General features: G+C 71.5%; 20 protein-coding genes. 13 read left to right on the top strand and 7 right to left on the bottom strand.

The features are described 5' to 3' along the window. Positions 1–17: 17 nt before the first annotated feature. Positions 18–836 (top strand): hypothetical protein, encoded by an 819-nt coding sequence (locus DEI99_RS08140; protein WP_146247217.1) that lies wholly within the window; start codon positions 18–20, stop codon positions 834–836. Between the two features lie 174 nt (positions 837–1,010). Here the strand turns inward: DEI99_RS08140 and sucB are convergent, their stop codons facing one another. From sucB to DEI99_RS08155, 3 genes are all read right to left on the bottom strand, one after another. Next, positions 1,011–2,516, bottom strand: a complete 1,506-nt coding sequence (sucB, locus tag DEI99_RS08145) for a 2-oxoglutarate dehydrogenase, E2 component, dihydrolipoamide succinyltransferase (protein ID WP_284180992.1) — start codon at positions 2,514–2,516, stop codon at positions 1,011–1,013. 49 nt (positions 2,517–2,565) lie between these two features. After that, positions 2,566–3,939, bottom strand: a complete 1,374-nt coding sequence (gene lpdA, locus DEI99_RS08150) for a dihydrolipoyl dehydrogenase (protein ID WP_071255041.1) — start codon at positions 3,937–3,939, stop codon at positions 2,566–2,568. Between the two features lie 154 nt (positions 3,940–4,093). Beyond that, entirely contained in the window at positions 4,094–5,590 is a 1,497-nt protein-coding gene (locus tag DEI99_RS08155; protein WP_111041771.1) for a leucyl aminopeptidase, read from the bottom strand. Positions 5,591–5,665: 75 nt separating this feature from the next. Between DEI99_RS08155 and DEI99_RS08160 the strand changes: the two genes are divergently transcribed. The 6 genes from DEI99_RS08160 to DEI99_RS08185 all read left to right on the top strand — a co-directional run bounded on the left by DEI99_RS08160 (position 5,666) and on the right by DEI99_RS08185 (position 12,141). Beyond that, on the top strand, positions 5,666–6,595 hold the full coding sequence (locus tag DEI99_RS08160; protein WP_111041772.1) for a proteasome assembly chaperone family protein: 930 nt from the start codon (positions 5,666–5,668) through the stop codon (positions 6,593–6,595). A 130-nt stretch (positions 6,596–6,725) separates the two neighbouring features. After that, positions 6,726–8,045, top strand: coding sequence for an MFS transporter (locus DEI99_RS08165; RefSeq protein ID WP_111041773.1), 1,320 nt, complete (start codon positions 6,726–6,728; stop codon positions 8,043–8,045). Between the two features lie 194 nt (positions 8,046–8,239). Beyond that, positions 8,240–9,496, top strand: coding sequence for an RNA polymerase sigma factor (locus DEI99_RS08170; protein WP_111041774.1), 1,257 nt, complete (start codon positions 8,240–8,242; stop codon positions 9,494–9,496). Between the two features lie 6 nt (positions 9,497–9,502). Further along, positions 9,503–10,762 carry a MurT ligase domain-containing protein gene (locus tag DEI99_RS08175; RefSeq protein ID WP_111041775.1) on the top strand — a complete coding sequence of 420 codons (1,260 nt, stop codon included), beginning with the start codon at positions 9,503–9,505 and terminating at the stop codon, positions 10,760–10,762. Then, positions 10,759–11,532, top strand: coding sequence for a type 1 glutamine amidotransferase (locus DEI99_RS08180; protein ID WP_111041776.1), 774 nt, complete (start codon positions 10,759–10,761; stop codon positions 11,530–11,532). Before DEI99_RS08175 ends, DEI99_RS08180 begins: the two co-directional genes overlap by 4 nt. Before the next feature lie 159 nt (positions 11,533–11,691). Beyond that, complete coding sequence (locus DEI99_RS08185; protein ID WP_111041777.1) at positions 11,692–12,141, top strand: hypothetical protein; 450 nt, start codon at positions 11,692–11,694, stop codon at positions 12,139–12,141. A 67-nt stretch (positions 12,142–12,208) separates the two neighbouring features. Here DEI99_RS08185 and DEI99_RS08190 read toward each other — a convergent pair whose 3' ends face one another. Then, entirely contained in the window at positions 12,209–12,433 is a 225-nt protein-coding gene (locus DEI99_RS08190) for a DUF7455 domain-containing protein (RefSeq protein ID WP_071255055.1), read from the bottom strand. A 168-nt stretch (positions 12,434–12,601) separates the two neighbouring features. Here DEI99_RS08190 and DEI99_RS08195 point away from each other — a divergent pair, with 168 nt between their 5' ends. Then, positions 12,602–14,728 (top strand): DNA gyrase/topoisomerase IV subunit B, encoded by a 2,127-nt coding sequence (locus DEI99_RS08195; protein WP_111041778.1) that lies wholly within the window; start codon positions 12,602–12,604, stop codon positions 14,726–14,728. 729 nt (positions 14,729–15,457) lie between these two features. Here the strand turns inward: DEI99_RS08195 and DEI99_RS08200 are convergent. Next, positions 15,458–17,944: a DNA gyrase/topoisomerase IV subunit A gene (locus DEI99_RS08200; protein ID WP_111041779.1), complete on the bottom strand. Its 2,487-nt coding sequence runs from the start codon at positions 17,942–17,944 to the stop codon at positions 15,458–15,460. Between the two features lie 77 nt (positions 17,945–18,021). Between DEI99_RS08200 and DEI99_RS08205 the strand changes: the two genes are divergently transcribed. Further along, complete coding sequence (locus tag DEI99_RS08205; RefSeq protein ID WP_111041780.1) at positions 18,022–19,185, top strand: alkaline phosphatase family protein; 1,164 nt, start codon at positions 18,022–18,024, stop codon at positions 19,183–19,185. A gap of 28 nt (positions 19,186–19,213) precedes the next feature. Here DEI99_RS08205 and sepH read toward each other — a convergent pair whose 3' ends face one another. Beyond that, a complete protein-coding gene (gene sepH, locus DEI99_RS08210; protein ID WP_181434435.1) occupies positions 19,214–20,239 on the bottom strand; it encodes a septation protein SepH in 1,026 nt (341 codons plus the stop codon). Between the two features lie 275 nt (positions 20,240–20,514). Here sepH and DEI99_RS08215 point away from each other — a divergent pair, with 275 nt between their 5' ends. Further along, positions 20,515–20,814 (top strand): DUF4193 domain-containing protein, encoded by a 300-nt coding sequence (locus tag DEI99_RS08215; RefSeq protein ID WP_031263038.1) that lies wholly within the window; start codon positions 20,515–20,517, stop codon positions 20,812–20,814. Positions 20,815–21,203: 389 nt separating this feature from the next. Here DEI99_RS08215 and DEI99_RS08220 read toward each other — a convergent pair whose 3' ends face one another. Beyond that, the gene (locus DEI99_RS08220; RefSeq protein ID WP_111041782.1) at positions 21,204–21,635 is read right to left on the bottom strand and encodes a DUF3093 domain-containing protein; all 432 of its coding nucleotides are present in this window, start codon (positions 21,633–21,635) and stop codon (positions 21,204–21,206) included. Between the two features lie 65 nt (positions 21,636–21,700). Between DEI99_RS08220 and dut the strand changes: the two genes are divergently transcribed. From dut to DEI99_RS08235, 3 genes are read left to right on the top strand one after another with little or no spacing between them, the layout of a single operon-like run. Then, the gene (gene dut, locus DEI99_RS08225; protein ID WP_111041783.1) at positions 21,701–22,192 is read left to right on the top strand and encodes a dUTP diphosphatase; all 492 of its coding nucleotides are present in this window, start codon (positions 21,701–21,703) and stop codon (positions 22,190–22,192) included. Next, positions 22,189–22,905 carry a DUF3710 domain-containing protein gene (locus tag DEI99_RS08230; protein ID WP_258369399.1) on the top strand — a complete coding sequence of 239 codons (717 nt, stop codon included), beginning with the start codon at positions 22,189–22,191 and terminating at the stop codon, positions 22,903–22,905. The genes dut and DEI99_RS08230 overlap by 4 nt, the downstream gene beginning before the upstream one ends. A gap of 43 nt (positions 22,906–22,948) precedes the next feature. Beyond that, positions 22,949–23,722, top strand: a complete 774-nt coding sequence (locus tag DEI99_RS08235; RefSeq protein ID WP_111041784.1) for a DUF3159 domain-containing protein — start codon at positions 22,949–22,951, stop codon at positions 23,720–23,722. Positions 23,723–23,799: the final 77 nt, after the last annotated feature.

The following is a 23,799-nucleotide window of genomic DNA, read 5'->3' on the forward strand; positions in this document are numbered from 1 at the left end:
CCGCCACGCTGGTCACCGTGCACACGAGTCCAGTCCACCCCGGCCGCCGGTGCGAGCCGGACCTCGCCGAACGCTGGTCCGCGCCGGCGGACGATCACGACGCGTGGGCCTGGGCGCTCGACCGCAGCGCCACGGTCGACCGCCACCTCGTCGCCGTCCACGCCGTCGCCCGCACTGGGGGCGGCGACCTCGTGGTCGACCTCGTCCGTCCTGGTGGGACACCCCTGGCGCAGGCGCTCGACCGCATCGGCAGCCTGACCACGGGCGTCGCGGTGACCCTGAGTGTGCCGCTGCTCACGGTGGTCCTCGCCGCGCGTGACGGCACCGTGCTGCTCGGCACGGCCGCAGCCGACGACGTCGTGGTCGACGATGCCGGTGCGGTGGTGCTCTGCGACCGCCCGCCCGGCGCGACACCGACCGCACCGCGCGGGACGGCCGGACCGTCCCCGACGGTCGCCGACGCCGCACGCACCGCCGCCCTCGCGGCACGCACGGTGTGGGACCGGGTCGACCCCGCCGACCCGGCGCGCGCCGTCGTCGATCCCGCACTCGAGGCAGCCGTCGACGGCGACCGGCGCGCGGCGGTCGCCGCGCTCGACGCGGTCCGTGCGAGCGCCGCCCCGCGGCCCTTCCGCTGGGACCCGGCCCCGGCCGACCTGGTCTTCGCGGCACCCGGTCCGGTTCCGACCCCGCCGACGCCGTTCGCCCGCCTGCAGGACGCCGTCGAGCGCGGGCTGCCGATCGGCGACCGCCGGGTACCGCTGCGGCGCCTGCTGGTCGGGGTCGTCGTGCTGGTCGGCACCGTCGTCGCCGGCGGCGTCCTGCTCGCCCCGTGAACGACGAGGGCCCGTCGACGACGAAGGCCCGTGGACGACGACGGCCCGTGGACGACGAAGGCCCGTGGACGACGAAGGCACATGGACGACGACGGCACGTGGACGACGAGTGCCCGTGGACGACGACGGCCCCGGTCCCACGAAGGGGACCGGGGCCGTCGGCGGTGGTGCGGGTCAGTACCCGAGGTTGGGGGCGAAGTTGCCCTCTTCCAGACGGTTCTTCACTGCGACCAGGTAGCGCGACGCGTCCGCACCGTCGATGATGCGGTGGTCGTACGACAGCGCGAGGTAGACGAACGACCGGATGGCGATCGCCTCCTGGCCGTCCACCTTCACGACCGCCGGACGCTTCGTCACGATGCCCGTGCCGAGGATCGCCGACTGCGGCAGGAACACGACGGGCGTGTCGAACAGCGCGCCACGCGAACCGGTGTTGGTCAGCGTGAACGTGCCGCCGGCGAGCTCGTCGGGCTTGAGCTGGTTGTTGCGGGTGCGCTCGGCCAGGTCCGCGATCGACTTCGAGAACTGTGCGAGGTCGAGCGACGCGGCGTCCTTGATCACCGGGGTGAGCAGGCCGCGCTCGGTGTCCACCGCGATCGAGACGTTCTCGGTCTCCGGGTAGACGATCTCGTCGCCGTCCACGGTCGAGTTGATCTTCGGGTGGGCCTTGAGCGCCTCGGAGGCCGCCAGGGCGAAGAACGGCATGAAGGAGAGCTTCGAACCGGTCTTCTCGAGGAACTCGGCCTTGTTGGCGTCGCGGAACTGGGCCACCTTGGTGACGTCCACCTCGACGACGCTGGTCAGCTGAGCGGTCGACGTCATCGACTGCACGGCGCGCTCGGCGACGACCTTGCGCAGGCGCGTCATCTTCTCGCGGGTGCCGCGCAGTGGCGAGACCTCGGCGACGAACGGACCGGAGGCGGCGGCGGGTGCTGCCGAGCCGGCGGCGGCCGGGGCCTTCGCGGCGGCGGCGAGCACGTCCTCCTTGCGGACACGACCGCCGACACCCGAACCGGTGACGGTGGACAGGTCGACGCCCTGCTCGTTGGCGAGCTTGCGGACGAGCGGGGTGACGTAGCCGGAGGCGGCGCCGTCCTGCGTCGGGTTCGGCACCGCGGCGGCGGTGGTGCCACCGGCGGCGGGAGCCGCAGCGGCCGGGGCCGGCACGGCTGCGGGCGGAGCCGGGACGGCGGCGGGCGGCGGCACCGGGGCGGCCTGCGGCACCGGAGCGGCGGCGGGCGGCGCCGACGGGGCCTGCGGTGCTGCGGGCTGGGTCTGGCCGGCGGGGGCGGGCTCGGGCTGGGCGGGCGCCGGAGCGGGGGTCTCGGACTCCTGCTCGGTGCTCGGCTCGGCCTCGGGCTCCTCGGCCTCGGCAGCGGCGGCGTTCGACGAGTCCGTGTCGGACGAACCCTGGTCGGAGGAACCGGAGTCGGACGAGCCGGAGCCGTCGCCGATCTTCACGAGGGCGGTGCCGACCTCGACGGTCTCGTCCTCGGGGACGAGGATCTCCTCGATGACGCCGGCGATCGGCGACGGGATCTCGGTGTCGACCTTGTCGGTCGAGACCTCGAGCAGCGGCTCGTCGACCTCGACCCGGTCACCGACGTTCTTCAGCCATCGGGTCACCGTGCCCTCGGTGACGCTCTCGCCGAGCGCCGGGAGGTTGACGGATTCGCTCATCGGGTGGACTCCTCTTCGCAGGGGTGGTTCGTGGTGGTGGTCATGGTGTTCACAGGGCGTGCAGCGGCTTGCCCGCGAGGTGCAGGAAGGCCTCGCCGAGGGCTTCGTTCTGGGTGGGGTGGGCGTGCACCAGGGGAGCGACGTCCTCCGGGTGGGCCTCCCAGTTCACGGCGAGCTGTGCCTCGCCGATCAGCTCGCCGACGCGCGCGCCGATCATGCTGACGCCGACGACCGGGCCGTCGACGACACGCACGACCTTCACCGAACCGGAGGTGCCGATGATGTGGCTCTTGCCGTTGCCGGCCAGGTTGTACTCGTACGAGTCCACCTTGTCGGCGCCGTACTGCTCTTCGGCCTTCGACTGCGACAGGCCGACCGAGGCGACCTCGGGGTCGGAGTACGTGACCTTCGGGATGTTCTTGTCCTCGATGATCACCGGGTTGAGCCCGGCGATCTCCTCGGCGACGAACATGCCCTGCTGGAAGCCGCGGTGCGCGAGCTGCAGGCCGGGGACGATGTCGCCGACGGCGTAGACGTTCGGCAGGTTGGTTGCGAGGCGCTCGTTCGTGGTGACGAAGCCGCGGTCCATGGCGACGCCGACCTCCTCGAAGCCGACGTTCTGCGTGACCGGGCCGCGGCCGACCGCGACGAGGAGGACGTCCCCGTCGAAGGTCTTGCCGTCCTCGAGGGTGACGACGACGCCGTTCTCGTGCTGCTCGACGCCCTGGAACCGGACACCGAGCGAGAACTCGATGCCGCGCTTGCGGAACGCGCGCTCGAGCTGCTTCGACATCGATTCGTCCTCGGCCGGCACGAGGTGCGGGAGCGCCTCGACGATCGTGACCTCGGCGCCGAAGGACTTCCAGACGCTGGCGAACTCGACGCCGATGACGCCGCCGCCCAGGATGACGACCTTGTTCGGCACGTAGTCCATGCGGAGGGCGGTGTCGGAGGTGATCACGCGGCCGCCGATCTCGAGCCCCGGCAGGGACTTCGAGTAGGAGCCGGTCGCGAGCACGACGTTCTTGCCGGTGACGGTCTGGTCGCCCACCTGGACGGTGTTCTGCGAGGTCAGGCGGCCCCAGCCCTCGACGACGGTGATGCCGCGGGCCTTGATGAGGCCCTGCAGGCCCTTGTACTTCGAGTTGATGACGCCCTGCTGGTACTCGATGACCTTGGGCACCTCGACACCGGCGAACTCGGCGATGACGCCGTACTTCTCGGCGTCACGGGTCCCGTCGGCGATCTCGGCGGCGTGCAGCAGCGCCTTCGTGGGGATGCAGCCGCGGTGCAGGCACGTCCCTCCGAGCTTGTCGCCCTCGATGAGCGCGACGCTCATGCCGAGCTCGGCGGCCCGCAGCGCTGCGGCGTACCCACCGCTCCCGCCACCGAGGACCACGACGTCGTAAGTCTGTTCCGTCACCTGGTGCAACTCCCTCGTGCGTGTCGGGCCGGTCGGGCCCGCGTGGACACCGCGGTGGCGGCGTCCGACGGTCGGACCGCGTGGTTCCGGTCCCGTCCCGTGCAGTACCGGTGGGAGGCGCTCCGGAGCGCCGTGCCCACCGGTACCAAACCTACTACTCGGACTGGAGGTCTTCTGCGAGCGCGATGAGGGTGCGGACCATGACGGCCGTCGCGCCCTTGCCGAGCCAGCCGTAGCCGCCGCCCTTGTGCTCGGACGGACCGGCGATGTCGAGGTGCGCCCACGGGATGCCCTCGCCGACGAAGCGCTCCAGGAACGCACCGGCCAGCAGCATGCCACCGGCCGTGTTGCCGACGGTGGCGTTGAGCATGTCGGCGATCTCGCTGCCGAGTCGCGACCCCATCTCCTCGGGCAGCGGCATCGGCCAGATCGGCTCCGCGACGGAGCCGGCGATCGCGCGGACACGCTCGACCAGGTCGTCGCTGCCCATCAGGCCGGTGGTGCGCTCACCGAGCGCGACGACCTGTGCGCCGGTCAGGGTGGCGACGTCGACGATCGCGTCGGGGTGCTCGAGCGAGGCAGCGGCCATCGCGTCACCGAGCACGAGACGGCCCTCGGCGTCGGTGTTCGTCACCTCGACGGTCTTGCCGTTCTTCAGCGTCAGGACGTCGCCCGGGCGGGTCGCCGAACCCGAGGGCATGTTCTCGGCGAGGGCGAGCCAGGCGGTCACGCGCACGTCGAGACCGAGCCGGGCGGCGGCGACGGTGGCGGCCAGGACGGTCGCGGCGCCGGTCATGTCGGTCTTCATGCCGAGCATCGACGCGGCCGGCTTGAGCGAGAGGCCGCCCGAGTCGAAGGTGATGCCCTTCCCGACGAGGGCCAGGTGCTTCGTCGCCGACTCCGGTGCGTACCGGACGACCACGAGTCGCGGCGGGCGGACCGAGCCGCGGCCGACGCCGAGGATGCCCCCGAAGCCCTGCTCCTCGAGCGCGTGCTCGTCGAGCACCTCGACGGTGAGCGGCAGGCCGTCGGCCAGGCCGGTCGCGACGTCGGCCACGTCGGACGGGCCGAGGTCGCCGGCGGCGGTGTTCACGAGGTCGCGGACCAGGGCGGCGGCGTCGCCGACGACGGTCGGGCGCACGGTCGCGTCGGTGACGTCGGCGGGGGCCACGACCTCGATGCGCTGCTCACCGCGGGTCGGGCCGGTGCTGCCGGCGCCCTTGTGCCGGGTGAAGGCGTAGGCGCCGAGCGCGGCGCCCTCGAGCGCGGCGTCGACGAGCTCCGCGGAGTCGGTCGGCAGCGCGAGGACGATCGAGGCGGCGTGCGGGAGCTGGCGGACGGCGCTGCCGGCCGCTGCGCGGACCGCTGCGGCGTCGGCGGACGAGCCGAGCCCGACGAGCGCGATCGACGACGCGGTGACGCCGGTGCCCGGGATGCGCACGAGCTGGTCCTTGGCGCCCGTGACACCGATCGCGGCGAGGTCGAGGTCGGCGAGGGCCGCCACGGCGCCGAGCGCGCTCGGTGCGACGGTCGCACCGGTCGTCGCGTCGGTTGCAGCGCCGGACGGAGCGGGGCGGACCCCGACGACGAGGACGTCGGCGGCGGTGGTCTCGGGGGAGGAAGTGGTGGTGGAGAGCGTCGGTCGGACCATGCTCCAAGCCTATCCACGCGGTGTTCGCTGACGGCGTGGCCTGCGCGCACGGGACCGTCGGACGCCCCGCCTAGCATGGGGACGGTGAACCACCCCGAGGAGCTCTACACCTTCGACCCGGACGCCCCGAGCGTCCCCGTCGGGCTGCACCTGGTCGCCGGACTGACCGGGTTCGCCGACGCCGGCGCCGCGGTCGCGCAGGTCACCACGTCGATCCTCGAGGACCTGGACACCCAGCTCGTCGCCGAGTTCGACCCCGACGCCCTGCTCGACTGGCGGGCCCGCCGGCCGGCGATCACCTTCGAGCACGACCACATCGCCGCGGTCGAGCCGCCGCGCCTCACGCTGCACCTCGTCCGCGACGAGATCGGGCAGCCGTTCCTCTTCCTGTCGGGCTACGAGCCGGACTTCCAGTGGAACCGGTTCGTCCGCGCCGTCACCGAGCTCGCCGAGCGCCTGCAGGTCGTCGAGACCACGTGGGTGCAGGCGATCCCGATGCCGGTGCCGCACACCCGGCCGATCAACCTCACCGTGTCCGGCACCCGGGCCGACCTCGTCGAGCAGATGAGCGTCTGGAAGCCCGAGACCCAGGCGCCGGCGAACGTCCTGCACCTCGTCGAGCACCGCCTGGCCGAGTCCGGTGCCCAGGTCACCGGGCTGGTGCTGCTCGTGCCGCACTACCTGGCCGACACCGAGTTCCCCGACGCCGCCGTCGCGGCGCTGTCCGGCATCGCAGCTGCCACCGGCCTCATCTTCCCGACCGACGCGTTACGCGAGTCGGGTCGCGAGTTCCTGACGCGGGTCGACGAGCAGGTTGCCGGCAACGGTGAGCTCGAACGGCTCGTCTCCGTGCTCGAGGAACGCCACGACACCTACATGGAGGGCAACCCGGTCGGGTCGCCGCTGACCGGCGTCGACGGTCAGGTCCCGACGGCCGACGCGATCGCCGCCGAGCTCGAGCGCTTCCTCGCCGACCGCCGGAGCCAGGGCGAGCCGGGGGAGTGACCGGCCAGGAGGCCCGGGGGGCCTCCGCCACGCACGTCGTCACCCTGCGCGACATGCGTCGTTCATCCGCCCCGCGTCCCCGGGACCGGCCGGCGTCCCCGACGCGGACCGGCGTCGGTAGCCTGTCCTGGTGAACTCCCGTCGTGCCTTCCTCATCTGGGGGGTCGCGGTCCTCGCCTACGTCCTCGCCGTCGTGCAGCGCTCCTCGCTCGGGGTGTCCGGTGTCGACGCACAGGAGCGGTTCGCGGTCTCCGCAGCGGTGCTGTCCACCCTCGCCGTGGTGCAGATCGCCGTCTACGCCGCCCTGCAGATCCCGGTCGGGATCGCCCTCGACCGCATCGGACCCCGCCGGCTGCTCGTCATCGGTGCCGTCCTGCTCGTCGTCGGCCAGGCGGTGGTCGCGGTCTCGCCGTCGATCGTTCCGGCGATCGCGGGCCGCGTGCTCGTCGGCGCCGGCGACGCGATGACGTTCATCTCGGTCATCCGCCTCGTCCCGATGTGGTTCAGCGGCCGGATCCTGCCGCAGATCTCGCAGTGGACCGGCAACCTCGGCCAGGTCGGCCAGATCCTGTCGGCGTTCCCCTTCGCGGTGCTGCTGCACACGGCGGGGTGGACCCCCGCGTTCGGCGTCGCCGCGGCCGCGAGCGCGGTCGGGCTCGTGCTCGTCGTCGTCTTCGTGCGGAACGGTCCGGTCCCCGCGCGCACCGGGTCCATCCCGCTCCCGGGTTCCTGGGGCGGTGCGTTCCGGACGTTCGGGCACGCGCTCCGCCGCCCCGGCACCCAGCTCGGGTTCTGGTCGCACTACGTGACGCAGTCGTCCGGGACCGTGTTCTCGCTGCTCTGGGGCGTGCCGATGCTGCGCGGGCTCGGCTACACCCCCGGCGAGGCCGCGGGGTTCCTCACCGTGATCGTGCTGGTCGGCTTCGTCGCCGGTCCCGCGCTCGGCGTGCTCTGCGCCCGCTTCCCGATGCGGCGGTCGAACCTGGTGCTCGGGGCGGTCGTCCTGCTCGCCGTGGTGTGGACAGCGATCCTGCTCTGGCCGGGGCACCCGCCGACCTGGCTGCTCGTGCTGCTGGTCGTCGCGATGGGCATCGGCGGCCCGGGGTCGCTCATCGGGTTCGACTTCGCGCGCACCTTCAACCCCGTCGGGTCGCTCGGCTCGGCGAACGGGATCGTGAACGTGGGCGGGTTCCTGGCGGCCTTCGTGATGATGTACCTCATCGGGCTGGTGCTCGACGTCGCTGCGGGGGTCACCGGCGAGACGGTCTTCGCCTGGGACAACTTCCGCGTCGCGCTCACCGTGCAGTACCTCGTGGTCGGGTTCGGGGTCGCGATGCTGCTGCACGCACGCCGCCGGACACGGCGCCAGCTGCACGCGGAAGAGGGAATACGCGTCGGCCCGCTCTGGGTTGCCCTCGTTGCACGCCTGCGGAAGCGGTCCGTGCAATAATGATCACGGACCCGTTCGGGCTCCCTCGTCCGTCAGTGCTCTCCAGAGCGCCGCGAACGCGGGGGACTTGACATGGGTCCTAGTGCTGCCCGGAACGGTAGGACTCGTCCGACGCGGGGAACCGCGGCGCGGGGCCTGGGGCGGCGAGGGAGGCCACGACCCCACGAACGTGGCACGACGAGAGAGGTGATCGCATGGCTGCCCGGAGCACGACGATCGATCCCACGAAGGACAACGCGCCCGAGGGCACCGCGGACGAGACCGCGGAGACCGAGGGCACGGCCGCGCCGAAGAAGCGCGCCACGAAGGCCCCCGCCAAGAAGGCACCGGCGAAGAAGGCCGCCCCGAAGGCGAAGAAGACCGACGCCGTCGACGAGGCCATCGCCTCCGACGAGCCCGTCGAGGAGCCGACCGACGAAGCCGACGAGACCGAGGACAAGACGGTCAAGCCGGACGCCGCAGCCGCGGTGGCCGCAGGGGCGCTCGTCATCTCGCAGACCGACGACGACGAGGCGCCGGTCTACTCGACGACCATCACGGGTGCGACCGCCGACCCGGTGAAGGACTACCTGAAGCAGATCGGCAAGGTCGCGCTGCTCAACGCCGAGCAGGAGGTCGAGCTCGCGATGCGCATCGAGGCCGGCCTGTTCGCCGAGGACAAGCTGCAGCACGCGACCGGGCTCTCCAAGCCCGCCGAGCGCGAGCTCCGCTGGGTCGCCCGCGACGGTCAGCGTGCGAAGTCGCACCTGCTCGGCGCGAACCTCCGCCTGGTCGTGTCGCTCGCCAAGCGCTACACCGGTCGCGGCATGCAGTTCCTCGACCTCATCCAGGAGGGCAACCTGGGCCTGATCCGTGCGGTCGAGAAGTTCGACTACACCAAGGGCTTCAAGTTCTCGACCTACGCGACGTGGTGGATCCGCCAGGCGATCACCCGCGCCATGGCCGACCAGGCCCGTACCATCCGCATCCCGGTGCACATGGTCGAGGTCATCAACAAGCTCGCCCGCGTCCAGCGGCAGATGCTGCAGGACCTCGGTCGCGAACCCACCCCGGAAGAGCTCGCCCGCGAGCTCGACATGACCCCGGAGAAGGTCGTCGAGGTCCAGAAGTACGGCCGCGAGCCGATCTCGCTGCACACGCCCCTGGGCGAGGACGGCGACTCGGAGTTCGGTGACCTCATCGAGGACACCGAGGCGGTCGTGCCGGCCGACGCGGTGGGCTTCACGATGCTGCAGAAGCAGCTCGAGAGCCTGCTCGACTCCCTGTCCGAGCGCGAGGCCGGTGTCATCCGCATGCGCTTCGGCCTCGGCGACGGCCAGCCGAAGACCCTCGACCAGATCGGTGACACGTTCGGCGTGACGCGTGAGCGCATCCGTCAGATCGAGTCCAAGACGATGGCGAAGCTCCGCCACCCGTCCCGGTCGCAGTCGCTCCGCGACTACCTCGAGTAAGCCGGCATGCGGTTCTTCATCCCGATCCTGATCGGGCGGATCCTCCGCGCCCTCGCCCGTGCGCGGGGCGGCGGGTCCGCCTACCCGGGCTACATCGTGCTCAAGCTCGTGCCGGACTTCCTGCAGCACGTGACGAAGCAGTTCCCGAACGGCGTCGTCTTCGTGCTCGGCTCGAACGGCAAGTCGACGACGACGCACATGATCTCGGACATCGTGCGGGCGCACGGGCTCCGCGTCTTCACGAACCCGTCCGGTGCGAACCTGCCGCAGGGCATCGCGTCGGCGCTGCTGTCCGAGGTCTCGTTGACCGGCAAGCTCAAGGCGGACATCGGCATCCTCGAGGTCGACGAGGCCTTCGCGGTCGAGCTCGCCGGCATCCTGTCGCCGGCGACGGTCACGATGCTCAACGTCCAGGTCGACCAGCTCTACCGGTTCTTCGAGACCGAGCGCGTCGCGGACATGATGCTCGACACCGCTGCCCTGGCGTCGCGCAACGTCATCACGAACCGTGACGACCAGTTCCTCGACGCGTACGCGACGTCCGGCGACCAGCGTGTGCTGCGCTTCGGTGCGAGCGCCGAGGTCGTCGCTGCGGCCCCGAACGGCCTGCAGAACGCCGACGACTTCGACCGTCAGGACGGTCAGGCGAACGAGGCGGACGCCGAGGTCGTCGTGAACACCGGCGACGGCGCGACGATTCGCTTCGACGGCGTTGAGATCCCGGTCCGTCTGCCCGCCCGCGGCCTGCACTACGCGGTCGACGCCGCTGCGGCCACCGCGACGGCGAGTGCCGCCCTCGGCGCGCAGTTCCGCGCGGACGCCGTGACCAAGGCGTTCGGCACGATGAAGCCGGCGTACGGCCGTGGCGAGCGGCTGCCCATCGCTGGTGAGTCCGCCGAGTTCACGATGTTCAAGAACGCCGCGAGTCTGCAGCTCAACCTCGACGCCCTGCCGGACCAGCCCGAGCAGGTCCTCATGGCGATCGACGAGGGCACGCCCGACATCTCGTGGATCTACGACATCGACTTCTCGAAGCTCGACCACGTGGACGTCGTCTCCGGTGACAAGGCGTGGCAGATCGCGATCGCGCTCGAGCACGCCGGTGTCCGCATCGGTCGGGTCGAGCCCGACGTCGAGGCAGCCATCAAGCACATGGAGCAGCTCGGCTCGACGACCCGCGGGACGAAGAACTTCATCGTCAACTACGAGATCATGATGATCGCCCGCAAGGCCCTCGGCCACCCGGACATGGAGAAGACCGCATGACGGCCGACCGGCTGACCATCCTGCACGTCTACCCCCGTCAGATGGGTGTCTCGGGGGACCGCGGCAACGTCGCGGCCATCGTCCGCCGCGCAGCCGCAGCGGACATCGCAACCGAGGTCGTCGAGTACGCACCCGGCGACGTGCTCCCCACGACGGCCGACATCGTCGTGATCGGCAACGGGCCGCTCAGCGCGATGCGGTCACTCGGCGCCGACGTCACCCGCATCGCGGAACCGCTCCGTGCCCTCGCCGCGTCCGGCGTGCCGGTCGTGGCGGTCGGCGGCGGGTTCGACCTCGCGACGAACGAGGTCGTGCCCACCGAGGGAGCGCCCGTGCAGGGCTTCGGTGTGTTCGACGCCCGCGCCGTCCGCGGTGCGGAGCGTCGGGTCAACTACTTCGTCCTCGACACCCGCTACCCGCTGCTGCCGGGAGCGCCGACGCGCCTCGCCGGCTTCGAGGACCACGCGACGCGCATCGAGCTCGCAGACGGTGTCGTCCCCTTCGCGGACGTCGTGTCCGGCGGCGGCAACCAGGCCGGTTCTCCGGTCGAGGGCGCGATCGTCGGGACCTCGTTCGGCACCCACACCCAGGGGCCGATCCTGCCGCTCAACCCGCAGCTCACCGACGGTGTGCTCGCCGCGGCGACGACGCGCCTCGGTCGGGAGTACGCGCCCGATCCCGAGCGGACGGCGGCCATCGACCGCTACGCCCGCGAGGCACGCGCGACCGTCGACCGCTACGTCGACAAGGCGTTCAAGCGCATCGCTTGACGTCGACATCGATCGACACCGAGACGTCGATCGACACCGAGGAAGGCCGGGTCCGAAGAGGGCCCGGCCTTCGTCGTTCCCGCGATGGTGGCAACATCTGGCAACTCCTTCCCGATGCATCCAGCATCTGAAATGTTGGAGGCCGAATAAGGAGGTCACATGCAACGCAACACAATCGTCCTCGCTCTGGTCGGCGCACTCGTCGTCGGCCTGACGGGTGCCGGCGCAGTGGGCCAGGCGGAACCGGCCCAGGCCGCGATGACCCGCATCAGTCCGGCGTGCGCGTCGGTACCGACGACCACGACGGAGTCCGACGGGATCCCGGGCACCATCTTCTACAAGCGGCTCCAGTGCCTGGGCAGCATGGCTGGCTACACCGGACCGATCGACGGCGTGATGGGGCCGAACTCGTGGATCGGGGCATCCAACCAGCTTGCGAAGGGCGGGTACTACCAGGCTCCGGTCGCGTGGGGGTACGAGAGCAAGGACGTCGTCGCAGCGCTGCAGCGGTGGGCGGCCGCGCACGGCCGGTACAGCGGACCGATCGACGGCGTGTGGGGGCCGAACAGCTACCGCGGTGCCGCCTGGGCGCTGAACCGAGCCTTCTAGGCGACCACAGAACGACAGGAGGCGCGGTGCCAGCTGGCACCGCGCCTCCTGTCCGTCGCTCTGGACGTTACTTCGACTCGTAGAGTCGGCTGCTCTCGTCGTGCCACTCGATGGCGGTCGCCGCGAGCTTGTCCTTGAACTCGGCGCCGTGGTGGGCGCAGAAGAAGAGCTCGCCGCTCGACATGGTGGCTCGGATGTAGGCCTGCGCCCCGCAGCTGTCGCAACGGTCGGCGGCGGTCAGCTGGTGGTTGCTGACTTCGTCGATGGAGGGGTCCTGCACGGTCTGGGTCATTGCTGTGCTCCTCACGGATCGCAGGTGGTGCCGGGTGGTTGCACCATTTCAACACGTGATGCCTGAGAACGATGCATCCTGCAGCACTGTTTCGCTCAGCGCGGACCGGTTGTCCCCAGTGCGAGTGTCCTCGTCAGGGGTGTCGGTGCGGCTCGCTAGCCTTGGGGGGTGAGCTCCGACTACTCCGCACGCCATCTCTCCGTCCTCGAAGGGCTCGAGGCGGTCCGGAAGCGTCCCGGCATGTACATCGGCTCGACCGACTCCCGCGGGCTCATGCACTGCCTGTGGGAGATCATCGACAACTCCGTGGACGAAGCCCTGGCGGGGCACGGTGACGAGATCGGCGTCGTGCTGCACGCCGACGGGTCGGTCGAGGTGCGCGACACCGCGCGCGGCATCCCGGTCGACGTCGAGCCGAAGACCGGGCTCACCGGGGTCGAGGTCGTGTTCACCAAGCTGCACGCCGGCGGCAAGTTCGGATCCGGGTCCTACGCGGCCTCCGGTGGTCTGCACGGGGTCGGCGCATCCGTCGTGAACGCCCTGTCGGAACGGCTCGACGTCGAGGTCGACCGCGGCGGCAAGACCTACGCCATGTCGTTCCACCGCGGTGAGCCCGGCACGTTCGACGACGCGAAGGGGATCGGCCCGGACGCACCCTTCACGCCCTTCACCTCGGGCAGTGAGCTCCGCGTCGTCGGCAAGGTCAAGAAGGGCGTCACGGGTTCACGCATCCGCTACTGGGCCGACCGGCAGATCTTCACGGCCGACGCCCGCTTCAGCACCGACGACCTCGTCACCCGCGCCCGACAGACGGCGTTCCTCGTGCCGGGGCTCGGCATCACCATCACCGACTCGCGGGTGTCCTCGATCGAGGCCGCTGCCGCACGCGCCGAGGCGACCGGCACCGCCGTGGAGACCGGCCCGGTCGTCGAGCGCTTCCGGTACGAGGGCGGCATCGGCGAGTTCGTCGAGCACCTGGCCGTCGACACCGCCATCACCGACGTCTGGCGCATCCAGGGCACGGGCACCTTCACCGAGACGGTCCCGATGCTCGACGACAAGGGGCACATGGTGTCCACGTCGGTCGAGCGTTCCTGCGAGGTCGACGTCGCGCTCCGCTGGGGCAGCGGGTACGAGACCGTGTTCCGGAGCTTCGTCAACATCATCGCGACGCCGAAGGGCGGGACCCACCAGGCCGGGTTCGAGTCCGGTCTCGTGAAGGCCGTGCGGGCACAGGTCGAGGCGAACGCCCGCAAGCTCAAGGTCGGGCAGGACAAGCTCGACAAGGACGACGTCCTCGCGGGCCTGACCGCCGTGTTGACCGTCCGGCTGCCGGAGCCGCAGTTCGAGGGACAGACGAAGGAGATCCTCGGCACCCCGGCCGTGCGCAAGATCGTCGACCAGGTGGTGTCGAAGCGGATGACCGAGCTCCTCACCTCGACGCAGCGCGCAGAGAAGGCGCAGGCGGCGACCCTCCTCGAGAAGGTCGTCTCCGAGATGAAGACCCGCATCTCCGCCCGCGCCCACAAGGAGACCCAGCGGCGCAAGAACGCGCTCGAGAACTCCTCGCTGCCGACGAAGCTCGCCGACTGCCGCTCGCAGGAGACCGAGGGCACCGAGCTGTTCATCGTCGAGGGGGACTCGGCGCTCGGCACGGCGAAGCTCGCGCGGAACAGCGAGTACCAGGCGCTGCTGCCGATCCGCGGCAAGATCCTCAACGTGCAGAAGGCGTCCGTCTCGGACATGCTGTCGAACGTCGAGTGCGCCTCGATCATCCAGGTCATCGGCGCCGGCTCCGGCCGCACGTTCGAGATCGACCAGGCGCGCTACGGCAAGGTCATCATCATGTCCGACGCCGACGTCGACGGCGCGCACATCCGCACCCTGCTGCTGACGCTCTTCTTCCGCTACATGCGCCCGATGATCGAGCAGGGACGGGTCTTCGCGGCCGTGCCGCCGCTGCACCGGGTCGTCGTCGTGAACCGCGGCAAGCCGAACGACACGTTGTACACGTACTCCGAGCAGGAGCTCCAGCGGGTCCTCAAGAAGCTCGAGAAGACCGGCAAGAAGTACCAGGAGCCGATCCAGCGCTACAAGGGTCTGGGGGAGATGGACGCCGACCAGCTCGCCGAGACCACGATGGACCGGACCCACCGCACCCTGCGACGGGTGAACATCAGCGATGCCGAGAGCGCCGCCAAGGTGTTCGAGCTGCTCATGGGCAACGACGTCGCCCCGCGCAAGGAGTTCATCCTGGCCGGCGAGGGGCTGGACCGGGACCGCATCGACGCGTAGCGGGTGCGCTGCGGCCGCGTCGTGCGGTTGGCCGGCTGCTCGGCTGTCCGGCTGGCTGTGCAGCTGCGCTGCGGTATGCGGTGCCGCGAAGGCGACTCGGTGCCGCGAAAGCGACTCGGTGCCGGGAAAGCGGCGGTGCCGCTGACGTGCGGCGGTGCCGCGAAAGCGACCCGGTCTTGCGCGAGCGACTCCGAGCCGCCGTCGTGCGCGCTCTGTTCCGCGAGAGCGACAGGATCCCGCCGACAGTTCCCGCCGTTCTGTCGCTTTCGCGCGGCAGGGGGACGGGGCTCCCGTGCTCGCCCCGCCGCCGCGCCGCCGCGCTTCCGCGTGGGGACAACGGGGCCGCCCCGCGGCCCACTTCTACGTGGACGGACGGGAGGCCCGTGGCGGGGTCGACCCGCGCCTCCCGTCCGTCAACTGCGCCGGTTCCTTCGCGAAAGCGACAGTCCTGCACGAACCGTTGGCGGATGGCTGTCGCTTTCGCAGCACCAGCCCACCGCGGCCGCTCGCCGCCAGCCGCAGCCTGCAGCGACGGCCGTAGCCCGCAGCCCGCGGGTCCGTAGCCATCAGCCCGCAGCCCGCGGGGCCGCCGCCCGCCGCCCGCAGCCGCTGCCGCGCGACACGCGGCCGCAGCGCACGGGAGCGGGTGCGGCACTACGCCTCGCCCGCGGTGCCGTCGAGCGTCGCGGCGCTGCCGCCGATCGAGCCGGCACGGGAGCGGGTGCGGCGCTACGCCTCGCCCGCGGTGCCGTCGAGCGTCGCGGCGCTGCCGCCGATCGAGCCGATGACGGCCTCGAGCGGCGCCCCCGACCCGTCGCGCTTCGACAGCCAGTCCGGCAGGGTCCGTGCTGCACCGTCGGTGCCGACGGCGTGCGGCGGAGCGATGCCGGCCCAGCCCACGGTCAGGCCGTCCTCGCCCTTCAGGAACGCGTGCGCCCGGACACCCTGCGTGGCTCGGCCCTTCGCCGGGAACTCGGACAGCGCCGACACCTTCGCCCGACCGGCGTCGGTGCCGGGCAGCGCGGTCGAGGTCGTCGACACGGTGGCGACCACGGCCTCGTTGGACCGGGCGACGGACCCGAACCAGACGACCGCGGCGCCAGCTGCGAGTGCGACGCCGGCGACGCCACCGGCCGGCAGGCCCTGCGGCCGCACGGCCGACGCCGGGAACCGCAGCAGCTGCGCGTTCGACGTGATGAAGACGAGGTCGTCGGACTCCGGAGCCTGCGCAGCGCCGACCACGGCGTCGCCCGGCTTCAGGCCGATGGCGGGGAACTCCGGCTTGTCGGGCCAGGCGCCGGGCACGACCCGCTTCACGACGCCCTGCACGGTGCCGATCGCGAGCGAGTCCGACGAGGCGCCGGACAGGTCGACGAGTGCCACGACGGTCTCGCCCTTGGTCAGGGTGAGGAAGTCGGTGACCCGCACACCGGCGTCCAGCCGCACCGCGGCGGGCGGGACCGCCGGGACGTCGACGGGCGACATCCGCAGCACCCGACCCGTTGAGGTCAGCGCGCCGACCTGCCCGCGCACGGAACTCACGATCGCCGAACGGACGGCGTCGTGCTTGGAGCGCTTCGGGACCCGCACGATGCCGAGCTCGGACGTCGGGATGTCGACGCGCACGAGCCGCCCGGTGGTCGAGAGCAGCACGCGGCACGGCGAGTCGGCGATCTGCAGCGACTCGGGGTCCACCGCGGCCTTGCGGCCGCCCCGCACCGGGGCGTCGGCCTCGGTGAGCAGGGTCCGGCGTGGGGTCGCGAACCGGTCGGAGACCTCGGTCAGCTCGAGCGCGACCTGGGCGCGCAGCCGCTCGTCCGATGCCAGCAGTTCCTCGAGGGCGGCGATGTCGGCGAGGAGCTGGTCGCGTTCGGCCTCGAGCTCCATCCGCGAGAACTTCGTCAGGCGGCGCAGACGCAGCTCGAGGATGTACTCGGCCTGGACTTCGGACAGGTCGAAGACGTCACGCAGGCGGTTGCGCGCGGCCTCGGAGTCGTCCGAGGTGCGGATGACCTGGATGACCTCGTCGATGTCGAGGATCGCGATGAGCAGGCCCTCGACCAGGTGCAGCCGTTCCCGGCGCCGGGCCAACCGGTACTGCGACCGGCGGGTGACGACGTCCAGACGGTGCTGCACGTACACGTCGAGGAGCTCGCGCAGCCCGAGCGTGCGCGGGGAGCCCCCGACGAGCGCCACGTTGTTGATGCCGAAGCCGTCCTCGAGCGGGGTGTGCTTGTACAGCTGCTCGAGCACGGCGGTCGGGTTGAAGCCGCTCTTGATCTCGATGACCAGCCGCAGCCCGTGGTTGCGGTCGGTCAGGTCCTTGACGTCGGAGATGCCGACGAGCTTCTTCGACTGGACGCCGTCCTTGATCTTCTCGATCACGCGTTCCGGCCCGACCAGGTACGGCAGCTCGGTCACGACGAGGCCGACCCGTCGCGGCGTCAGGTTCTCGATGCTGACCTTCGACCGGGTGCGGAACGAACCGCGCCCCGTCGCGTAGGCGTCGCGGACCCCGGACAGCCCGACGATCGTGCCGCCGCCGGGCAGGTCGGGGCCGGGGACGAACTCCATGAGCTCGTCGAGCGTGGCGCCCGGGTTCATGAGCAGGTGCTTCGCGGCCTCGACGACCTCGCCGAGGTTGTGCGGCGCCATGTTCGTGGCCATGCCGACCGCGATGCCGGAGGCACCGTTGACGAGGAGGTTCGGGAACGCCGCGGGCAGCACGCCCGGCTGCATGATCTGGTTGTCGTAGTTCGGGACGAAGTCGACGACGTCCTCGCCCAGGCCCTCGGTCATCGCCATCGAGGGCTCGGCGAGCCGCGCCTCGGTGTACCGGGCCGCGGCGGGACCGTCGTCGAGCGAGCCGAAGTTGCCGTGCCCGTCGACCAGCGGCACCCGCATCGTGAAGGGCTGGGCCATGCGGACGAGCGCGTCGTAGATGGCACCGTCGCCGTGGGGGTGCAACTTGCCCATGACCTCGCCCGTCACACGGGCGCTCTTGACGTGTCCGCGGTCCGGCCGCAGGCCCATCTCGGCCATCTGGTACAGGATCCGCCGCTGGACCGGCTTCAGGCCGTCGCGGGCATCCGGCAGTGCGCGCGAGTAGATGACGGAGTACGCGTACTCGAGGAACGACCCCTGCATCTCCTCGGAGACGTCGATCTCCTCGATGCGCTCACCGTCGGGCAGCCCGACTGCGTCCGTGCGTGCCATGGCACCTTTCTGGGCGGACAGACCGCGCTGGCTGGCCAGCGTCGTCTGGAAGACCGCGGTCTGGAAGACTCTGTGGAATGGGAACCAGCGTACCGACGGCCCCCGACGCCGCCGCGAACCTCGCCGACGTCCTGCCGAGTTGCCTCGTCGCGCTCGGCGCCGCGGACGACACGTGGTTGCGCGAGAGCGGCCTGGAGGCCCGGATCACCCTCCGCCCCGCCCGTTCCGCGGTCGTCGTGCTGGTCGACGGCCTCGGTGCCGGCGCGCTGTCCGCGCGTGCCGGGCACGCCCGTTGGCTCGCGGCAGCGAAGGGGACCGGCACCGCGAAGAAGCTGCGGAGCGGGTTCCCGACGACCACGGCCGCCGCGCTCACGACGCTCACGACGGGGCGCTCGCCCGGCACCCACGGGGTCGTCGGTTACAGCGGGTGGGAGCCCGGTTCCGGCACCGTCGTCAACCTGCTGAGCGGGTGGGACAACCAGGTCCCGGCGGGGTGGCTGCTGTCAGAGACACTGTTCACCCGCGCGACCGGGCTCGGCGTCGACCCGGTGGTGGTCGGCCCCGATCGCTACCGGTCGTCGGGCATGACCGCGAACGTGCTCGGCGGGGCGCGCTACGTCTCGGCCGACTCGATCCCGGACCGCGTCGACGCCGCCCTCGCCGCGACGGCGACCGGCCGCTCGCTCGTCTACCTGTACGTGCCGGAGCTCGACTCGATCGGGCACAAGCACGGCTGGCAGTCGGACCGCTGGACCGCGGCGCTCGAACTGCTCGACGGGGAGCTCGCCCGGCTCGACGCCCGGTCGGCTGCCGACGTCGGCGTGCTCGTGACGGCGGACCACGGCGTGCTCGACGTCCCCGAGCACGCGAACATCGCCATCGACCCGCTGCTGCTGACCGACGTCGTCGGCGTCGCGGGGGACCCGCGTTGCCGGCAGCTCACCGTCGCCCCCGGTACCGACGTCCGGGCCCTGGTCGGTGCCTTCCGGGCGAAGTACGGCAAGAAGGCCTTCGTGGCGAGCCGTGACGAGGCCGTCGAGGCGGGCTGGTTCGGCACCGTCGACCCGCGGGTCGCACCGCGCATCGGCGACGTGGTCCTGGTCGCCCGCGGTTCCTGGGCCTTCAACGACGACCGGGCGCTGCGTGCGAACGAGACGCCTCGCCGGATGGTCGGTCAGCACGGGGCCATGACGGACGACGAGCTGTTCGTCCCGCTCCGGCTCGCCGGCGCCTTCGCCTAGGCCACCGACCGCCGCGGGACGGCCCGGGTCAGGCGGGGTCGTCGTCCGGACGGGTGCCGAAGACGATCTCGTCCCAGCTCGGCATCGACCGACGGTTGCGCTTGCGACGCTCCTGACGTCCCTCGGCCTCGGGGGCGGAGGTCGGACGGTCCTCGGTCGGCTGCGGTGCCGTCCCGCGTGCGTCGTCGTCCTCGAAGCCCTGCAGCGGGATGTCCACGACGCTGATCGACGTGCCGCGGGGCTCGTCTCGCTGGTCCGTGAAGGAGGCGGCCTCGCGCTCACCGCGTCGGCGACGCAGGGCCTCGAGCAGGTCGGCGGTCTCGTTGCCGGGCGCACGCTCGTCCACCACGGCCTGGCCGATGCGGGGCAGCGGCGCACGCAGGGGCGCGCGGTCCACGGGCTCGGGCTCGGCAGGGGCCTCGTCGGGCTCGTCGACGCGGAAGGCGCCCGAGTCGAAGCGGGTGCCGTCGTCGTCCTGCTGCTCGTACTCGACGGCACGCAGACGCGGGGCGATGCCCTCGTCCTCGGTGTGCGACAACCGGTGGGCGTCGCCGTTGTCCGGCACCAGGGTCGACGTCTTCGGGTCGAAGCGCCACTGCGCGTCGTGCTCGACCTCGGCCGCCGTGTAGCGCACGCGCACCTGCCAGCCGCTCTCCGGGTGCTTCCAGGAGCCCCAGGTGATCGCGGTGGCCTCGCCGGCCTCGAGCTTGGCGGTGATCGCCTCGCCGAAGGTGTCGGGGGCCTGGTCGTCGACCGGGGTCACCGGGACGCGGTGCGAGGCGTCGAGGATGAAAGCACGCTCGGCCAGCACCGGGCCCTCGAAGCGACGGACGTACTCGACGTCCACGTCGAGCGCGGCGGCGACGTCCGCGGCGTCGGCACCGCCGCGGATGCGCGCCTGGACGTCCTTCGGGGAGACGCGCTTCTGCGATCCCGCCTCCGGGTTCGCCTGGCGGACCTGCCCCGGCAGCGACGACGTGACGGGCAACCGGAACTCGGTGCCGCCGTCGGTCGCCAGCAGGAGTGCGCCGGACTCGACTCCGATGACTCTCACGTCTTGCATGGTTCCGCCTTCCGAGCATCACGTACGGTCGTGCCTCGTACCCCGTGAGTATGCAGTCACCGCGCGGCGTTCCGTGGGAGGCGCACGGGCGTGCCGCGTACTGCACGACGGACGTCGTCGGACTCCGGGAATGTCCGGCGCCGACCGCGGGTTGCAGGGCCACGACGACCCGCACGAGCACTCGGTTTGCGCTCCGGCGGGACGTGGTGCAAACTGTCGCCGCCGATCACCCGGCGACGACCTCTCGATACGAGAAATGGATGGGCATGGCCACCGATTACGACGCCCCCCGGAAGACCGACGACAACTCCGACTCGGAGTCGATCGAGGCCCTCAAGGAGCGCGTTCCCGACAAGATGTCGGGGGTCGTCGACGATGATTCGGACAACCCCGGCAGCTTCGAACTCGCCGGGCAGGACCTCAGCGACGTCGACCTCGACGTCGTGGTGCTGCCCCCGCAGGTCGATGAGTTCACCTGCGTCGAGTGCTTCCTCGTGAAGCACCGCTCCCAGCTCGACCACGAGTCGAAGCTCGGACCGGTCTGCGCGGAATGCGCAGCGCTGTAGCAAGCACTGTCGCAGCGCTCTCGACGCACCGATCACCGAAGGCCCGCTGTTCCCCGGAGCAGCGGGCCTTCGCCGTCCCCGCGGTTCCGCGCGTGCTGTGCTGTTGCGCGCGTGGTGAGCTGTTCTGCGCGTTGTGGGTCGGGTCGCGCGTTGGGTCGGGTCGCGCGTTGGGTCGGATCGCGCGTGGTGAGGCGAATCGCGCGTAGGGAGCCCTTTCTTCCGGCCTCCTACGCGCGATTCGTCCTCCGACGCGCGGGACTGCTGCGCGGAACAGCCACCGACGCGCGGAACAGCCACCCACGCGCGGAACAGCCACCCACGCGCGGAACAGCCACCCACGCGCGGAACAGCCACCCACGCGCGGAACTGCACCCGCGCGGAACCGCCCGTCAGGACCGCAGCGCCTCGACGACCTTGGCCGGCTGCCGCACGCTGACGAGCCAGTACGGCGTGGGGTCGGCGTCGTCGCGGACCTCGACCTTCACGACGTCGCGCACGTACCCGCGGAACAGCGTCCACGCCCGGGCGTCGAGCCGCGGCCCGCGCTGCGCGGTGGCCTCGGCGCCCTCGTAGGCCTCGACCGATCCGACGAGGGCCCGGGGGAGTCGAGCCCGACCCGCGCGGAACTCGGTGTCGGTGACCTCGACGACGGGGGCGAGGACCCAGAGCAGGACGAGCACGCCGAGGTACATGCCGATGGCCACGAGTACGCCGGCCAGGACGCTGATGGGCAGGAAGACGAGCAGGGACGCCGGGATGACGAGGGCCGTCGCCAGGTAGAGCGCCGGGGGCGCCCAGAGTCGTTCGCGGTACAGGGTCACGGGTCCATTCGACCACGACTCGGCCGAGGTCACGGTCCGGTCACGCTCTGCACTACCCTCGTCACGTGACCGAACCAGTCGACGTCCTCTGGACCGGGGAGAACGCCCCCGGCCACGCACACCCCGGCGACGCCGGTGCCGACCTCGTCTCGACCGAGGCCTTCGTGCTGCAGCCGGGCGAGCGACGCCTGGTCGGCACGGGCCTGCGGATCGCGCTGCCCGACGGGTACGCGGCGTTCGTCGTCCCGCGCAGCGGTCTCGCGGCGAAGCACGGCATCACGATCGTGAACGCGCCGGGGACCGTCGACGCCGGCTACCGCGGCGAGGTCAAGGTGGCGCTGCTCAACACGGACCAGACCGAGTCGTACGCGGTGCAGGTCGGCGACCGGATCGCACAGGTGATCGTGATGCCGGTGCCCCGGGTGACCTACACGCGGGTGGACGAGCTGCCCGACAGCGTCCGCGGCCAGGGCGGCTTCGGCTCATCGGGCTACGGTGACCGGAGCGGTGCCGCCAGCGGCACCGCCGGAGACGTTCAGGAAGGAACGCGCGCATGAAGTTCGGCCGACGCAAGCGTGACGAGGTCGGGGTGGCGGAAGCCGTCGTCGACGACGTCGAGGTGGCGGACACCACGCCCGAGGTCGACATCGCGATCGATGCCGACGCAGACCTCGACGAGGTCGACGAGGTCGCCCCCACGGACAAGTCCGCTCCCGGCGACCGTGCCGAGAACGGCCCGCACGACGAGACCGAGGCGAACCTGGTCCGTCCGTACGTGGACCTCGGCGGCGTGAAGGTGCTGCCGCGCGAGGGCCTGCACCTGCGCCTCGAGGTCGAGGAGGGCTCGCAGCGCGTCGTCGCGGTGGGCCTGGACTTCGACGAGTCGACCCTGCAGGTGCAGCCGTTCGCCGCCCCGCGGTCGACCGGCCTGTGGCACGAGATCCGCGCGCAGATCGCCGACCAGATCGAACAGCAGGGCGGCACCGTGACCGAGGTCGACGGGCCGTTCGGCCCGGAGCTCCGTGCCTCGGTCCCGGTCGCGGCCGAGGGCGGGGTCGCGGGCATGCGCCCGGCGCGCTTCGTCGGCGTCGACGGCCCCCGCTGGTTCCTGCGCGGCGTGATCGCCGGCAAGGCGGCCGAGCAGCCCGACGACGCATCCGAGATCGAGGAGCTGTTCCGCAGCGTCGTCGTCGTGCGCGGCACGACGCCGATGCCGCCGCGCGACCTCATCCCGCTGCACATGCCGAAGTCGACCCAGACCGCGATCTGACGCGTCACCGCGTCGACCGCGACACGATCTGCCAGGAGGCCCGGTGCCGGACCACGACGACTCCCCGCGACCCGACGGGGTCACCGACGACCCCCTCGCGTCGGAGCGCGCCGAGCCGCTGTCGCTGAACGCGCAGCTCCGCGACGCGGTGCGGAACGCCGGCATCGGCCAGGTCGCCCCCGGCGAGGCGCCGTCCGGCCGTGCCCTGCTCACCGCGGTGGGCGGCGTGCGCGGTCTCGCCGAGTCCGTCCTGCCCGGTCTCGCCTTCCTGGTCGTCTACGCGATCACGAAGGAGCTCGTGCCGAGCGTCGTGATCCCGGTCGTGATCGGAGCGGTGTTCGTCGTGCTCCGGCTGCTGCAGCGGCAGTCCCTCGCGATGTCGCTCGCCGGCATCCTCGGCGTGGCGATCTCGGCCGGTCTCGCGCTCGTCACGGGCAAGGCCGAGAGCAACTTCATCCCGGGGATCGTCATCAACGCCGTGTGGCTCGTCGGGCTGCTCGTGACGCTGGCGATCCGACGTCCGCTCATCGGGCTGATCGTCGGGTTCCTGCTGCCGCCCGACGCGGACGGCTCGCACCAGGACTGGCGCGCCGATCCGGCGAAGCGCCGCGTGCTGACCGTCGCCACCTGGATCTGGGTCGGCCTCTTCGCGGTCCGGCTGCTCATCGAGATCCCCCTCTACGTGACCGCCCAGGTCGAGCTGCTGGCGGGCATCAAGCTCATCACCGGCGTCCCGCTCTACGCGGCGGTGCTCTGGGTCACCTGGCTGCTCGTCCGCACCGTGTTCCGACGCGAGGACGACACCGCCGCGGTGTAGAGTTGTCTCGACATCGAGACAGTTCCCGCGGGCGCTCCGGCGGCCACGGGATTAGGTTTGCCTTGCTGGTGGGACGG

Origin of the sequence: Curtobacterium sp. MCLR17_036, from assembly GCF_003234445.2 — a bacterium.
Lineage (GTDB): Bacteria > Actinomycetota > Actinomycetes > Actinomycetales > Microbacteriaceae > Curtobacterium.

What these genes read in the sequence shown, in the direction of transcription:
- DEI99_RS08180 (WP_111041776.1), top strand. Translation starts at nt 10,759, where the DNA reads ATGACGGCCGACCGGCTGACCATCCTGCACGTCTACCCCCGTCAGATG.
- DEI99_RS08215 (WP_031263038.1), top strand. Translation starts at nt 20,515, where the DNA reads ATGGCCACCGATTACGACGCCCCCCGGAAGACCGACGACAACTCCGAC.
- DEI99_RS08160 (WP_111041772.1), top strand. Translation starts at nt 5,666, where the DNA reads ATGGGGACGGTGAACCACCCCGAGGAGCTCTACACCTTCGACCCGGAC.
- DEI99_RS08170 (WP_111041774.1), top strand. Translation starts at nt 8,240, where the DNA reads ATGGCTGCCCGGAGCACGACGATCGATCCCACGAAGGACAACGCGCCC.
- DEI99_RS08175 (WP_111041775.1), top strand. Translation starts at nt 9,503, where the DNA reads ATGCGGTTCTTCATCCCGATCCTGATCGGGCGGATCCTCCGCGCCCTC.
- DEI99_RS08200 (WP_111041779.1), bottom strand. Translation starts at nt 17,944, where the DNA reads ATGGCACGCACGGACGCAGTCGGGCTGCCCGACGGTGAGCGCATCGAG.
- DEI99_RS08155 (WP_111041771.1), bottom strand. Translation starts at nt 5,590, where the DNA reads ATGGTCCGACCGACGCTCTCCACCACCACTTCCTCCCCCGAGACCACC.
- DEI99_RS08190 (WP_071255055.1), bottom strand. Translation starts at nt 12,433, where the DNA reads ATGACCCAGACCGTGCAGGACCCCTCCATCGACGAAGTCAGCAACCAC.
- DEI99_RS08205 (WP_111041780.1), top strand. Translation starts at nt 18,022, where the DNA reads ATGGGAACCAGCGTACCGACGGCCCCCGACGCCGCCGCGAACCTCGCC.
- DEI99_RS08230 (WP_258369399.1), top strand. Translation starts at nt 22,189, where the DNA reads ATGAAGTTCGGCCGACGCAAGCGTGACGAGGTCGGGGTGGCGGAAGCC.
- DEI99_RS08185 (WP_111041777.1), top strand. Translation starts at nt 11,692, where the DNA reads ATGCAACGCAACACAATCGTCCTCGCTCTGGTCGGCGCACTCGTCGTC.
- sucB (WP_284180992.1), bottom strand. Translation starts at nt 2,516, where the DNA reads ATGAGCGAATCCGTCAACCTCCCGGCGCTCGGCGAGAGCGTCACCGAG.